Below are 14,495 nucleotides of genomic sequence, written 5' to 3'. Positions count from 1 at the left end.
AAGCGCTGTGAGGCGTTGAGCTAACCAATACTAATTGCCCGTGAGGCTTGACCATATAACACCCAAGCAATTTGCGTCGAAAGGCCAGATTGCGGTGTGTGAAGACGAAACGAACCGAAAGTTCGAATCTCACAAAACACCGACTTCTATTACATACCCAATTTGCTGAAGCGAGGCCAACTGGCCACGACTCAGTACCCGAATTTCTTGACGACCATAGAGCATTGGAACCACCTGATCCCATCCCGAACTCAGTAGTGAAACGATGCATCGCCGATGGTAGTGTGGGGTTTCCCCATGTGAGAGTAGGTCATCGTCAAGATTAAATTCCGAAACCCCAATTGCGAAAGCAGTTGGGGTTTTGTTTTGGGCGGTAGAAAAGCAAAGGGTGCTCTTGACGCTGTTGGTACCCACTTGAACTGCCGTTCGGGTAATTCAATACAAAGTGTTTCGGCATTTTTGGTATGGTGCAGCACCTGTTCCAAGGACTGATCTTTGCACCGCAGGAAGCGGCATTGTCCCTGCTCAACGAGATGCTGTAGAAATGCCCGAAGCCATACCGATCAAAGACCACGAGAAAGAACATCGCCTGGTCAATAAACGCCTGTTGGCCTGCGCAATACTGGTGCTTGGCATCACCTGTGCCTTGGTCGCCCGCATGTATTTCCTGCAAGTGGTCGAGTTCGACTATCACTCCACCATTTCCGAAAACAATCGTGTCCATGTCTTGCCCATCACCCCGGCCCGCGGCCTGATCTACGACCGCAACGGCGTGGTCCTGGCCGATAACCGCCCCAGTTACAACCTGACCATCACCCGCGAGCGGGCTACCGATCTCAAAGGCGAACTGGATTCGATCATCACTCTCCTGCATCTGCCGCCCGAAGACCGCGCAGTCTTTGACAAGGCCTTGAAACAGGCGCGTCACCCGTTCGTGCCCGTAACGTTGTTCTATGAATTGACTGAAGAACAGATCGCCATATTGGCGGTCAACGAATTCCGCCTGCCAGGCGTGGATGTGGAGCCACAGTTCGTGCGTCACTACCCGTTGGGCGCACACTTCGCGCACTCCATTGGCTACGTGGGCCGTATCAACGAAAAAGAGTCAAAAGAACTGGATTCGGTCGAGTACCGTGGCACGCAATCTATCGGTAAAACCGGAATCGAGCGTTTCTATGAGGCGCAATTGCACGGCCATGTGGGTTATGAGGAAGTCGAGACCAATGCCCAGGGCCGAGTGCTGCGGGTGCTCAAACATACCGACCCGATTCCCGGTAAAAACATTGTCCTGAGCCTGGATATCAAGCTCCAGGAAGCCGCCGAAGAAGCCTTGGGCGACCGTCGTGGTTCAGTGGTTGCCCTGGATCCACAAACCGGCGAAGTCCTGGCAATGGTCAGCAAGCCCAGCTTTGACCCCAACTCGTTCGTCACCGGCATCAGTTTCAAGGAATATGCCGCTCTGCATGATTCCATTGACCGCCCGTTATTCAACCGGGTGCTGCGCGGGCTGTATGCGCCAGGCTCGACGATCAAGCCGGAAGTGGCCATCGCCGGTCTCGACAGTGGTGTCGTCACCGCACAGACACGGGTCTTTGACCCTGGTTACTACCAACTGCCCGACTTTGATCACAAATACCGCAACTGGAACCACAGCGGCGATGGCTGGGTAGATATGGACGCTGCCATCATGCGTTCCAACGACACCTACTTCTATGACCTGGCCCACAAACTGGGGATCGATCGCCTACACGACTATATGGCCGAATTCGGCCTCGGCCAGAAAGTCTCCCTGGATATGTTCGAAGAGTCGGCCGGCCTGATGCCGTCCCAGGCCTGGAAGCGTGCGACGCGCCGCCAGCCGTGGTTCCCGGGCGAAACCGTGATCCTTGGCATCGGCCAGGGCTATATGCAGGTCACGCCATTGCAACTGGCCCAGGCCACCGCGCTGATCGCCAACAAGGGCGTGTGGAATCGCCCGCATCTGGCCAAGACCATTGACGGTGTACCGCCCGTGGATGAACACCCGATGCCCAATGTCGTGCTTAAGAACCCCCGCGACTGGGACCAGGTCAACCACGGCATGCAAATGGTGATGCACGATCCGCGCGGGATCGCCCGCGCATCGGCCGCCGGCGCGCAGTACCGGATCGCCGGCAAGAGCGGGACCGCACAGGTGGTGGCGATCAAACAGGGTGAGCGCTACAACCGTCTGAAGACTCGCGAGCGCAACCGCGATAACGCACTGTTTGTCGGCTTCGCTCCGGCGGAGCATCCCAGGATCGTGATTTCAGTGATGATCGAAAACGGCGAGGCGGGCGGCCGCGTGGCCGGCCCTGTGGTCCGCCAGATCATGGATGCCTGGCTGCTTGATCAGCAGGGCCACCTTAAGCCGCAGTACGCGGCGCCCGCCAAGGCTTCGGGTGATCCGCGCGTCTGAAAGAAGGTTTTACTCCAGCCAGAGAGCGGGACCGCCCGGTAGATAAGCGATTGCATTTAGCCACAGCCTGCGCAGATAATGAGATGAATTATCATTAACGTCTGTGGCTGCCCGCGTGTCTACTCCTACCGATCCCAAGGCTCTTCTGGCAACGCTCTATGACGACAACCATCGCTGGCTACGCGCATGGTTGTATCGTCAGCTCAAGTGCCCCCAGGATGCCGCGGACCTGACCCAAGATACGTTTATCCGCATTCTGGATGCGCGCCAGCTCAACCAGCTCGATGAGCCCCGTGCGTTTCTCAGCACCGTGGCCCGCCGGCTGTTATTCAGTTTCTGGCGCCGCAAGCGCCTGGAGCAGACTTACCTCGACAGCCTGGCGCAACTGCCGGACGCCTATACACCGTCGGAAGAAGATCTGGCCCTGGTACGCGAGGCGCTCGAAAGCATCGACCGCCTGCTCAATGGCCTGCCGCCCCGTGTCCGGCAGATCTTTATGCTCAACCGTCTCGAGGGCTTGTCGCAACCGGCTATCGCCCAGCAACTGGACGTGTCGCTGGCCACAGTGGAGCGCGATCTGCGGCGGGCTTTCCTGCACTGTCTGGCCGAGTCGGCGGACCTGACATGAGCCAGTCCAAGGTTGACGCCACCACCCGCGCTGCCGTGGATTGGTTACTGCGCCTGGAGGCGGCCGCTGATGATCCCTCTGTGCGTCAAGCCTTCGAAATGTGGTTGCGCGCCAACCCCCAGCATGCCATTGCCTGGCAACGGGTCGGCAGTTTGCTGCAGCAGCCGATTGCCGACTTGCAGCGCGTCGAAGCCCGCAGCCCCGGTCAGTTACGTGCCGTGACCCAAGCCCTGGCAGCCCCGGATTCGGAGTCGCGGCGCAAGGTGCTGCGTGGTGGCTTGGCACTGGTGTTGTTCGGCGTCAGTGGCGCGGCGATCTTTGACCGCGACCAGCCACTCACAGGTCTGTGGGCCGACCGCCACACAGCCACCGGCGAGCGGAAGACCTTCGCCTTGGCCGATGGCAGTCGCCTGAGTCTCAACGCCCGTAGTTCGGTGGATATACAGTTCAGCGGCAGCCGCCGCCTGGTACGTCTGCGCGAGGGCCAAGTGTTCGTCGATGTCGCCGCCGACCCGCGCCGACCGTTTGTCATCGCTACCGCCCAGGGAGAAGTCCAGGCCCTGGGTACACAATTCATGGTGCGCCAGGAGGCCGCCGGCAGCTTGACCTCGGTGCAACTGCATAGCGTGCGTGTCACCACGCTCGGCGGCAGCCAGCGCCGTGTAGAAGCGGGGGAGGCGGCGTGGTTCAGCGACAGCGATGTGCGTCCAGTACCGCTCTCGGTGCGCAGCCGGGCAGATTGGCGCGATGGCCGCGTCGACATCCGTGATGAACCCCTGGGCCTGCTGATCGACGCCCTGCGCCCGTATCGCCGCGGTGTGCTGCGGGTCAGCGAGCAGGCCGCAAAAGTACGCGTCTATGGCGTGTACCCGCTGGATGATCCGGCGCAAACCCTGGAGTCGCTGGCCCAGACCTTCCCCCTGCGCATCAGTCACTACGGTCCTTGGTTGACCCTGATTGATGTGCGCTGAGTGGCCGATGGGAATTATTTTCAATCAGCGTGAGGGGATCGCTGATCTCGCGAGTCAAGGTTAGGGAACGCCAACCTGACAATGAGCATCCTCACCCTATGGCACCCTTGATGATCCGTCCCTGCCTGTTGACCCTGGCCGTAACCCTGGCTGTGATTGGCCAGCCCGCTGTGGCCCTGGCCGACACCGCCGCCAGCGCCCAGCAATATTTCAATCTGCCCGCTGCAGCCCTCGGCGATAGCCTGAGCCGGCTGTCCCGGGAAAGCGGGCGCACGCTGTCGGTCACCCCGGCCTTGCTGCAAGGTCGTCGCGCACCCGCATTGCAGGGCCAATACAGCCCGGAGCAGGCCGCGCAACACTTGCTGGCCGGCAGCGGCCTGGGCTTGACCGTCACCGAAAACGGCACATGGAGCCTGTATCTGCTGCCTGAGGGCGCGCTCAATCTTGGCGCCACCACGGTCACTGGCCAAGTCGCAGAAAATGCCTGGGGCCCCGTCGATGGCTATGTCGCGACCCGCAGCGCCACGGCCACCAAGACCGATACACCGATCCTGGAAATCCCGCAGACCATCAACGTGGTCACCGCCGACCAGGTCAAGGTCCAGGGCGCGCGCAACCTGACCCAATCCCTGCGCTATACCCCGGGCATGGACACCAACGGCTACACCGACCGTAATACCATCGCCGATGAGTTGGGCAGCCGTGGCTTTTCTCCCACGTTGCTGTACCTCGATGGTGCCTACCTGCCTTACGCCGGCAGCCTCGGCGGTGCGCCACAAATCGACCCCTACACCCTGGAACGGATTGAGGTACTCAAGGGGCCGGCGTCGGTGCTGTTCGGGCAGAACCAACCGGGCGGGATGATCAACCTGGTGTCCAAGCGTCCCACCACCGAAGCGCGACACCAGGTCAAATTCGGCGTGGGCAGCTACGACCGGGTCAACGGCGCCCTGGATTTCAGCGGCCCTATCGATGACGCGAAAACCCTGAGCTACCGCCTGATCGGCCTGGCCCGCGACGGCAACGAGATGGTCGACCACGCCACCGACAGCCGTACCTTGCTGGCCCCCAGCCTGACCTGGGCGCCGACCGAAGACACCGCCCTGACCCTCTACGCGCAGATCCAGCGCGACAAATCCCTGGCCGATTACCAGGCACTACCCGCCATCGGCACGCTCTATCGCAACTCCAAGGGCCAGCGCATCGACCGCGACACCTTCCTCGGCGATTCCGATTGGAACAACTACATCCGCGATCAATATGTGCTGGGCTATGACTTCTCCCACGCATTCAACGACAACCTGGAGTATCGCCAGACCGCACGTTTTACCGACGTCAACGACCGCTACAAAGGCTTCTACCTCAACCGCTTCGCCGAACTGCCCGACGGCAGCACCGACGATACCCGCGCCAGCCGCACCAAACTGGACTGGCGCCAACACAACAGCGCCTACACCCTCGATAACAACCTGCAGGCCAAGTTCGCCACCGGTGCCCTGGAACACACCTTGCTGGTGGGCTTCGATCACCGCGAGTTCACCCGTAAATACCAGGGTTACAACCTTTATGGCGCGGAAATCATCGACCTCTACAAACCGTCCAACTACCACACCTTTGGCCAGCCGCAACTGACCACCAAGTGGAACAACACGGTCAAGCAGACCGGCCTGTATGCCCAGGACCAGATCAGGTTTGATCGTTTCATCCTCACCATGGGCCTGCGTGAAGACTGGGCCGAAGTGATCAACCGCGACCTGCTGGACCGCAGCACGGTGTCGCAGAAAGACAAAAAACTCACGCGTCGCGTGGGCCTGACTTACCTCACCGACTTCGGCCTGGCGCCCTACGTCAGCTATGCCGAGTCGTTCCTGCCAAGCGTCGGCCGTCTGGCCCCGGAACGCGGTGGCGGCGCCTACAAACCGGTGGAGGGCGAGCAATATGAAGCGGGGGTCAAGTACCAGCCCAACGACCAGTCATTGCTGACCTTGTCGGTGTTCCAGATCAAACAGAAAAACGTCCTGACCGGCGATCTGGTCTATCGCGAATACCAGTTGCAGGAAGGTGAAGTGCGCTCACGCGGCGTCGAATTCGAAGGCAAGGCACGGTTCGGCCAGGTGGAGTTGATCAGCGCGCTGACGTACCTGGACGCGATCTATACCAAGAGCAACTACGGCGATGAGGGCAACCGCAGCGAGGCGCAAGCCCCGTGGAGCGGCAGCGTCTGGGCCGACTACCATTTTTCCAGTGATGCCTTGGCCGGCCTGACCGCAGGTGGCGGTGCGCGTTACACCGGGAAGAAATACGGCGACTCGTCCAACACCTTCAAGACCCCGTCGTTCGTGGTCTACGACGCTACGGTCAGCTACGACCTGAGCCGCCTGAGCCCCACATTCAAGGGCGCCGAAGCCAGCCTCAACGTGCAGAACCTGTTTGATCGCGAGTATGTCTCGTCCTGCAACTACGCCTTTGGTTGCTATTACGGCCAGGAGCGCACTGCGTCCCTGGCCGTGTCCTACGACTGGTGAGCTACTTGATCACCACCGGGTTCACCGGCGCGCCGCTGCCATCGACAATCTTCAACGGTGCGGCGGTGTAGAGGAACTTCCACTGGCCGTCGTCGGCACAATCGGCGGCCAGATCCTCCAGCAGCACGATCTCGGTAAAGGCGATGCCGAGGTTGCGCATCAGCGCGCAATGCAATGGAATCTGCACCCCCGACACCGGATCGGTGATCACCTCATTGGCGATGGTGTCGGTCACCAGATTGGGGATTTCCATGGTATGGAACCACTCCACCAACTCCCGGCTGTAGGTCAGGCCAGGCTCCACCAGGTCCTTGAAGAACTCAGTCTTGCCATACTCGTAGAACGCGCCCATGGAGCCGGTACGGATGATCAGGATGTCGCGTTTTTCGATGGTCACGCCCTGGGCCTTGGCGGCCGCCAGCAAGTCCAGGTGATTGAAGGTTTCGCCACGGCCCAGGTATTTCTTGCCGCGATGGCGGGCCATGTCGATCAGCACCGCGCGCCCGACCACGCCACGTTCGGCAATTGCCAGCACACTGGCCTTGGCCATGCCGCCGACGGTGCTCATGGCGTCGTAGCCGTTCCACAGTTGATTGTCGTACCAGGCATGCCCGAGGGCGTCGTACTGGGTCGAGCCTTGCAGCTGCATGAAGATCACATCGTCGCAATACGCTGCGCCGCCGGTCATTTCCGGTTGCTTGCCGAAGTGATAGTGGCTGTGATCCAGGGTATTGAAGCGCATCGACGGGTTGCGTGCCGGCCACATCGGGTCGCCGCCCGGATGGCCGATCTGCACTTGCAACGTGAAGGTCTTGCCTTGGCGCACCGAGGCCACGCCGCGCAGTACTTCGGCTTCGGTCAGGTAATTGAGGGCGCCGACCTCATCGTCCGGTCCCCATTTACCCCAGTTCTTTGGCAGGCCATCGAGTAATTGCTTGGTGCTCGGTTCGTTCTTGTTATGTAAGTCACACATATCGACTCCGATCCCTATGGTCGTTGAGTTACACGCAGCGCCCACCATCGACTTCAAGGCAAGTGCCGGTGATAAAAGCCGCTTCGTCCGAGGCCAGGTACAGGCAGGCATTGGCCACGTCTTGCGGGGTGGAAAAACGTCCCAGGGGGATAGTCGCCATGAACTTCTGGCGGTTTTCCGGGGTGTCCGGCACGCCCATGAACTCACTGAGCAGCGCCGTGGCGCCGACCACCGGGTTCACGCAGTTGACGCGGATATTGTCCGGGCCCAGTTCCGCTGCCATGGTCTTGCTCATGATCACCACCGCACCCTTGCTGCCGTTATACCAGACCAGCCCCGGGCGCGGGCGGATCGCCGCAGTCGAGGCAATGTTGACGAACACGCCGCCGCCCTGGCCGCGAAAGTGCGGCACAAAATGCTTGGCGCTGAGGAAGATACTTTTGACGTTGACCGCGAACACCCGGTCGAACTCGGCCTCGTCCACTTCCAGCATCGGTCGGTTGCGGTGGGTGGTGCCGGCGTTGTTGATGACGATATCCAGCCCGCCGAATTGCTCCAGGGTCGCCCGCAACAGGGCGCCGACGCTTTCGTCGTTGGCCACGTTGACCTCGACGAAGTGCGCATGCCCGCCGCTGGCCGCGATCTCATTGACCACCCGCTGGCCGCCGGTGGCGTTCATGTCGGCGACGATAACCCGCGCACCCTGTTGGGCGAAGGTCTTGGCGATGCCTTCACCAAAGCCGGAGCCGGCGCCAGTGACGATGGCTACTTTGTTTGCGAGACGCATGGAGTGTTCTCCTTTCTTGTTGTTGTAATGGCTTAGCCGTGTTTGATCGCAATGGTCTTCAAGGTGGTAAAGCCCAGCAGGGCCTCGAAGCCTTTTTCCCGGCCATAACCGCTGGCCTTGACGCCGCCGAAGGGCAGTTCAACCCCGCCGCCAGCCCCGTAGTTATTGATGAAAACCTGGCCGCAGCGCAGCTTGCGCGCCAGGCGCATTTGCCGGGCGCCGTCGCGGGTCCACACGCCGGCGACCAGGCCGAAATCGGTGCCGTTGGCCAGGCGGAGGGCCTCCGCTTCGTCGTCGAAGGGCATCACGGCCAGTACCGGACCGAAGACTTCCTCCTGGGCCAGGCGGCTGTCGGGCGGCACGTCACGAAACAGCACCGCTTCCTGGAAGTAACCGCCACTGCCGGCTTCGGCCACCACCTGGCCGCGCGCGGCAACGGTGATGCCGGCCTGCTCGGCTTCGCGTACGAACTCGCGCACCAGGCGTTGCTGCTTCTGGTTGATCAGCGGCCCCATATCCAGGTCCAGCGCCGAGGGCCCGGTGCGCAATTGGCGGAAGCGCTGGCTGAGCTTCTCCAGCAGCGCTTCATAAATACTGCGCTCTACCAGCAGCCGGCTGCCCGCCGAACAGGTCTGCCCACAGTTCTGCACAATGGCATTGACCAGCACCGGTAAGGCTTCATCCAGGTCCGCATCGGCGAACACCAGTTGCGGTGATTTGCCGCCCAGTTCCAGGGTCACCGGGCAATGCCGCTCAGCGGCCGCTTTCGACACCGCCGTGCCGGTGACTGTGGAGCCGGTAAACGAGATGTGATCGATTCCAGGATGAGCGCACAACGCAGCGCCGGCTTCATAGCCGTAGCCGGTCACCACATTGATCGCACCGGCCGGAAAGCCCACTTCGGCGGCAATCTGCGCCAGGCGCAGCAGCGACAGGCTGGCATCCTCGGCCGGCTTGACCACGCAGGCATTGCCCGCTGCCAGGGAGGCGCCGACGCTGCGGCCGAAGATCTGCATCGGGTAGTTCCACGGGATGATATGCCCGGTCACTCCATGGGGCTCGCGCACGGTGAGCACCGTGTAGCCGTTCTCATAGGGCAGGGTTTCGCCGTGCAGCTTGTCGGCCGCGCCGGCGTAATATTCAAAATAACGGGCGAGGGCAGTGGCATCGGCCCGTGCGACTTTCAGCGCCTTGCCGGTGTCCCGTGCTTCGATCTGCGCCAGCTGTTCGTGGTGTTCCAATACGGCCACGCCGAGCCTGGCCAGCAGGCGGCTGCGCTCCAGGGCCGACAATGTGCCCCATGGGCCATCAAAGGTCTCGCCCACGGCCAGGCGTGCGGCGCTGACGGCGGCGTCGATATCGGCGGCGGTACCCCGGGCGATGCTGGAGTAGGTTTCGCCGCTGCTGGGGTCGATCACCGGGATATCTTCAAGTGAGGTCGAGGCCTGCCATTGGTTGGCGATGTAGTGTGCATTGATCATGTTCAGCTCCTGTTCCCGGCGATGCATTCGGCGATGGCTACGCCCACTTCAATCGTACTGGCACTGCCACCCATTTCCCGGGTGCGCGGCCCCTCGGCAAGTACCGTCTCGATGGCCGAGACAATGGCGGCTGCGGCCTGTTGGTGGAGCGGGTTGCCATTGCCCAGATGCTCGATCATCAACGCAGCCGACCAGATCTGGCCGATGGGGTTGGCCACGCCCAGCCCGGCAATATCCGGTGCCGAACCATGCACCGGCTCGAACAGCGACGGGTAGCGTCGCTCGGGGTTGAGGTTGGCCGACGGGGCAATACCGATGGTGCCGGTACAGGCCGGGCCGAGGTCGGAGAGGATGTCGCCAAACAGGTTGGAGGCCACCACCACGTCAAACCAGTCCGGGTGCTGCACGAAGTGTGCACACAGAATATCGATATGGAATTTAGCGGTCTTGACGTCCGGGTAGCGCTGGGCGATCAGGTTCACCCGCTCGTCCCAGAACGGCATGGTGATGGAAATACCGTTGGATTTGGTGGCGGCCACCAGGTTCTTGCGCGGTCGCTGCTGAGCCAGTTTGAAGGCATAGTCCACCACGCGGTCCACGCCTTCGCGGGAGAAGATCGACTCTTGCACCGCGATCTCGCGCGGTGTGCCTTCCCACATCCGCCCGCCGACGCTGGAGTATTCGCCCTCGGTGTTTTCCCGCACCACGATAAAGTCGATATCCCCCGGCACACGGCCGGCGAGCGGGCAGGGCACGCCAGGCATCAGGCGTACCGGGCGGATGTTGACGTACTGGTCGAACTGGCGGCGGATCTTCAGCAGCGACTCCCACACTGCCGTGTGGTCGGCGATGATGTCCGGTGCGCCCACGGCACCGAAGAAGATCGCGTCATGGCTGCCGATCTGCTCGGCCCAGTCGTCCGGCATCATGCTGCCGTGGGCCAGGTAGTGTTCGCTGCACCAGGCAAAGTGATCGAACTCAAAGGCAATCCCGAAACGCCGGCTGACGGCCTCCAGTACACGCAGGCCTTCGGGCACCACCTCGCGGCCGATACCGTCGCCGGGAATCACGGCAATACGATGGGGGGTGCTGGTCGTGGAATTGGACACGCCGTGTCTCCTGTTTTTGTGGTTGTCAGTGAGGCGGGGACATTCTTGGCACAGGTGCAACGGTGGGGGAATTGCTGATTGTGGAAGTGGCCTTCGCAAAATTCGAAGGCCGGCGGTTATGCGCGATTACAGGCACCGAGGTAGTCGAATAATGCCAGGCTTGTAGGGGAGGGCTGTTGCTGGCGCATGCACAGGTACATCTGGCGGTCGGCCCAGGGGTCGTCGATTTCGATAAAGCGCAAGGCCATTTCCTTGCGAAAGATCTGCACGGCGCCCTGGGGCAGCACGCCAACCCCTTGGCCGGCGGCAATCAGCCGGCACACGGCTTCAAAGCTGCGTACCTGGACCCGCAGGCGCAGGGGCATGCCAATCGCCGCAGCGGCTTCGGTGATCAGCGCGGTGATGGCGGCGTTATCTTCCAGGCCGACAAAGTCGTAGCCCAACAAATCCTCAAAGCGCGCATGGCGCATCTTGAACGGATGATCATCGGGTACCAACAGGCACAGGCGGTCCTGGCAGTAAGGGACAAAGCGCAGTTCCTCGCCGCTGGGCTGGGTGGTGACGATCCCCACATCGGCCACGCCATCACGCACCGCTTGCAGGATTTCGCGGCTGCGTTCCTCGCGGATATCCAGGCGGATACCAGGATGCAGGGCGTTCCATTGGGTCAATTGGCTGGGCAGTTGCTGGCTCATCGCCGAGCTGTTGGCATACAGGCACACGCGGCCGGTGGCGCCCTTGGCGTAGTCGGCGAGGTCGGCATGCATTACGTCGACCGCCCGCAAGATCGACAACCCATGCTCCACCAGCACTTCCCCGGCCGCCGTCGGTGAGACGCCGGTCGAGGAGCGGTGCAACAGGGCGACCTTGAAATGCTGTTCGAGCAACGACAGACGCCGGCTGGCCGCTGACAGCGAGAGGTGCGACTGCTCGGCAGCCCGGGACAGATTGCCCAGCTTGACCGTCTTGAGGAACAGCTCGATGGAGGTGAGGTCGGGGGCCATGCCAGAGTCCTTGTGCGCGGTCTGTGAAAACTACGCAGTTGGGGCCGGGCTGTCCAATAGCCTGCCAACTCAACATACTTTGTGAATGCTGTTTTCGGCCTGATACAGACCAAAATGTGGGAGCTGTCGAGCGTTAGCGAGGCTGCGATAGCGGTGGCTCAGGCGATATTTCTGGTACCTGTGCCGCCGCTATCGCAGCCTCGCAGGGCGAGACAGCTTAGCGCTGGATCCGGGATCTCAGTCTGTAAGGTGGGGCTCAGAACTCAATGCTTGCCGACAGCTTGGCCACCCGCGGATCGCCTTGGGTCAGGTAGCCGCCCATCGCCGATTCCCAGTATTTGGTATTGGCCACGTTGTCCACGGTAAGTCCCAGGGTGACGTCGCGCTGGTCCATCTTGAAGTTGTAGCGTGCACCCAGGTCAAAGCGGTTCCAGGCCGGCAGGCTGAGCTTGTTGGCGGCATCGACATACTGCCCGCCGGTGCGCAGCATGCGCCCGCTGAGGGTCACGCCTTGCAGGCCTGGCACATCCCAATCCACCCCCGCATTGAGCTGGAACGACGGCACGCCAATCGCGCGGTTGCCGTCGTTGGCGCCGTTCTGTGTACCCTTTAGCTCGGTTTTCATGACTGTCACACCGCCCAGCAGGCGCAGGCCGGCCAGCGGTTCGCCGAATACGTTGAGTTCCACGCCCTTGTTGATTTGTTCGCCTTCACGCACGAAACGCGCGGTGGTGGCGTCGATGATCTCGCTGTAGCCGGCGCCGGGCTGCTCGATGCGATACACCCCCAGCGTTGCGCCGTAGGTGCCCATGTCGACCTTGACCCCGGCCTCGACCTGCTTGGAGCGGGCCGGGGCGTACACCAGGCCAGCGTTGGTCACCGTGCGAACACCCAGTTTCTCTGGTGCGGTCGGCCCCTTGGCCAATCCTTCAATCCGATTGGCATACAGTGACACATGCTCCCAAGGCTTGAACACAATGCCGTACACCGGCGTGGTAATCGACTGATCGTAGTTGGCGGTGCGGCTGGCGCTCATGTAGTTGTAGCCCTGCACCACCATTTGCTGGCGGCGCAGGCCGAGCGTGACCAGCAGGCGATCATCGACAAAACCAAAGGTGTTGGAGACCGCCGCGCTGCGCACGAAGGTCTTGGCGGTGATGGTCGGGTCGCTGAAGTCGGTGCCAGGGGTATTGCGTGGGCTGTTCAGGCGCGGTTCGGCGCCGGTCACCGGCTGGTAGATATTGGAGGGAGTCTTGGCGCTGTCGAACACATAGGCGTTACGTGCCTCGGTCCAGATCCCCGCCAGGCCGAAGTTCAGGCGATGGCTCACCGGGCCGGTCTGGAACTTGCCGTTCAGGCCGGCCATGGCGCTGCTGTTGTCTTCTTCGTGGGCGATGGTCGAAGCGCTGGTCTGGGCGTTGCCCAGGTTGTCGTTGATGGTCACCGATGAGTACTGGCCCATCTCCCGAGTGTGCTTGACCCCGCCCGCCGCGTAGGCGGTCCAGTTGTCGTTCAGGTCATATTCGGCGCGCAGCATGCCCAGGGTGTCTTCAATATTGGTCGCACTCCAGCGCGGTGCGTAGTTGGTGTCGGCCGACGGTGCGTCGGGTACCTGGGTCACGGCTGTCCCCAGGAACACCGAGTTGCGCCCGCCATTGACGCGCTGCTTCTGATACGCGAAATCCCCCGACAGACGCAGTGCATCACCCCGGTAATCGAGGCCCGCGGCAAACAGCTTGGAGCGCTGGTTTTCATTGTCGGTGCCGGTATCGCCTTCACGCTGGGACAGGTTCACCCGTGCGCCAAAACGATTGTCTTCGCCAAAGCGCTGGCCGATATCCAAGTGCTGGCCAATCCGGCCTTCGCTGCTGATATCGGTGCTGAAGTGGCGCAGCGGTTCATCGCCGGCGCGTTTGGGTTGCAGGTTTACGCCGCCGCCGATACCGGAGCCGGAGGGCGTTACCCCGTTGATAAAGGCGTTCGGGCCCTTGAACACTTCCACCCGCTCCAGGGCGTCGGTGGACATGATCTGCCGGGGTAGGATGCCGTAGAGGCCGTTGTAGGAAATATCATCACCATTCAGTGGCAGGCCACGAATCACGAACAATTGCGACTGGTTGGCGTAACCCGACGCCTGGCGCACGGATGAGTCGTTGAGCAGTACATCGCCCACGGTCTCGGCCTGCTGGTCGCGAATCAGTTTTTCGGTGTAGGAGGCCATGCTGAATGGCACGTCCATGATGTCCTGGTTGCCCAGTACCCCCAATTGCCCGCCGCGCGCCACTTGGCCGCCGGCGTACACCGGGGGCAGGGCGCCGGGGATGATTGATTCGGCGCTGATGCTGGTTGCCCCCAGTTCCAGGGCCTGGCCGTTGCTCGCATCCTGCGGGGTTGGTTGGGGGGCGCTGTGGGCGGCAAAGCTCAGGGAGCAGCACAGGGCGAGCAGGGTCGGGCGAAACGGCACGGCAAGTCGGGCACAGGTGGGCATGGTCGATCCGGACGGTGAACCGTCAGTGTGAGGAAGGGGGCAATGGCGTTGCGCTTCCTCATTGCGCGAATACGACTCCGGTGCAAATGATA

Annotated in this window: 10 protein-coding genes and 1 rRNA gene; 5 read left to right on the top strand and 6 right to left on the bottom strand. The window is 61.8% G+C overall.

Annotation, left to right across the window (positions count from 1 at the left end; translation table 11 throughout):
• Positions 1-206 precede the first annotated feature (206 nt).
• From rrf to FIV38_RS13085, 5 genes are all read left to right on the top strand, one after another.
• Positions 207-322: ribosomal RNA gene (gene rrf / locus FIV38_RS13105) — 5S ribosomal RNA — on the top strand.
• A 222-nt stretch (positions 323-544) separates the two neighbouring features.
• A complete protein-coding gene (mrdA, locus tag FIV38_RS13100) occupies positions 545-2,437 on the top strand; it encodes a penicillin-binding protein 2 (RefSeq protein ID WP_029293249.1) in 1,893 nt (630 codons plus the stop codon).
• Positions 2,438-2,552: 115 nt separating this feature from the next.
• A complete protein-coding gene (locus FIV38_RS13095; RefSeq protein ID WP_029293247.1) occupies positions 2,553-3,065 on the top strand; it encodes a sigma-70 family RNA polymerase sigma factor in 513 nt (170 codons plus the stop codon).
• Positions 3,062-4,036, top strand: coding sequence for a FecR family protein (locus FIV38_RS13090; RefSeq protein WP_092235363.1), 975 nt, complete (start codon positions 3,062-3,064; stop codon positions 4,034-4,036). The genes FIV38_RS13095 and FIV38_RS13090 overlap by 4 nt, the downstream gene beginning before the upstream one ends.
• 110 nt (positions 4,037-4,146) lie before the next feature.
• On the top strand, positions 4,147-6,561 hold the full coding sequence (locus FIV38_RS13085; protein ID WP_235861017.1) for a TonB-dependent siderophore receptor: 2,415 nt from the start codon (positions 4,147-4,149) through the stop codon (positions 6,559-6,561).
• Between the two features lies 1 nt (position 6,562).
• Here the strand turns inward: FIV38_RS13085 and FIV38_RS13080 are convergent, their stop codons facing one another.
• From FIV38_RS13080 to FIV38_RS13055, 6 genes are all read right to left on the bottom strand, one after another.
• Entirely contained in the window at positions 6,563-7,534 is a 972-nt protein-coding gene (locus FIV38_RS13080; RefSeq protein WP_092235369.1) for a cyclase family protein, read from the bottom strand.
• 28 nt (positions 7,535-7,562) lie between these two features.
• Positions 7,563-8,321, bottom strand: a complete 759-nt coding sequence (locus FIV38_RS13075; RefSeq protein WP_092235372.1) for an SDR family oxidoreductase — start codon at positions 8,319-8,321, stop codon at positions 7,563-7,565.
• A 32-nt stretch (positions 8,322-8,353) separates the two neighbouring features.
• A complete protein-coding gene (locus FIV38_RS13070; protein ID WP_092235375.1) occupies positions 8,354-9,802 on the bottom strand; it encodes an aldehyde dehydrogenase family protein in 1,449 nt (482 codons plus the stop codon).
• 2 nt (positions 9,803-9,804) lie between these two features.
• Entirely contained in the window at positions 9,805-10,911 is a 1,107-nt protein-coding gene (locus FIV38_RS13065) for a tartrate dehydrogenase (RefSeq protein ID WP_029293234.1), read from the bottom strand.
• Positions 10,912-11,027: 116 nt separating this feature from the next.
• Entirely contained in the window at positions 11,028-11,915 is an 888-nt protein-coding gene (locus FIV38_RS13060) for a LysR family transcriptional regulator (protein ID WP_029293231.1), read from the bottom strand.
• A gap of 256 nt (positions 11,916-12,171) precedes the next feature.
• Complete coding sequence (locus FIV38_RS13055) at positions 12,172-14,403, bottom strand: TonB-dependent receptor (RefSeq protein ID WP_092235378.1); 2,232 nt, start codon at positions 14,401-14,403, stop codon at positions 12,172-12,174.
• Between the last annotated feature and the right edge of the window lie 92 nt (positions 14,404-14,495).

Source organism: Pseudomonas proteolytica, from assembly GCF_007858275.1.
In the GTDB taxonomy this organism is placed as follows: Bacteria; Pseudomonadota; Gammaproteobacteria; order Pseudomonadales; family Pseudomonadaceae; genus Aquipseudomonas; species Aquipseudomonas proteolytica.
The sequence above is the reverse complement of the archived record's forward strand: the minus strand, read 5'-3'. Positions and strand labels throughout refer to the sequence as shown.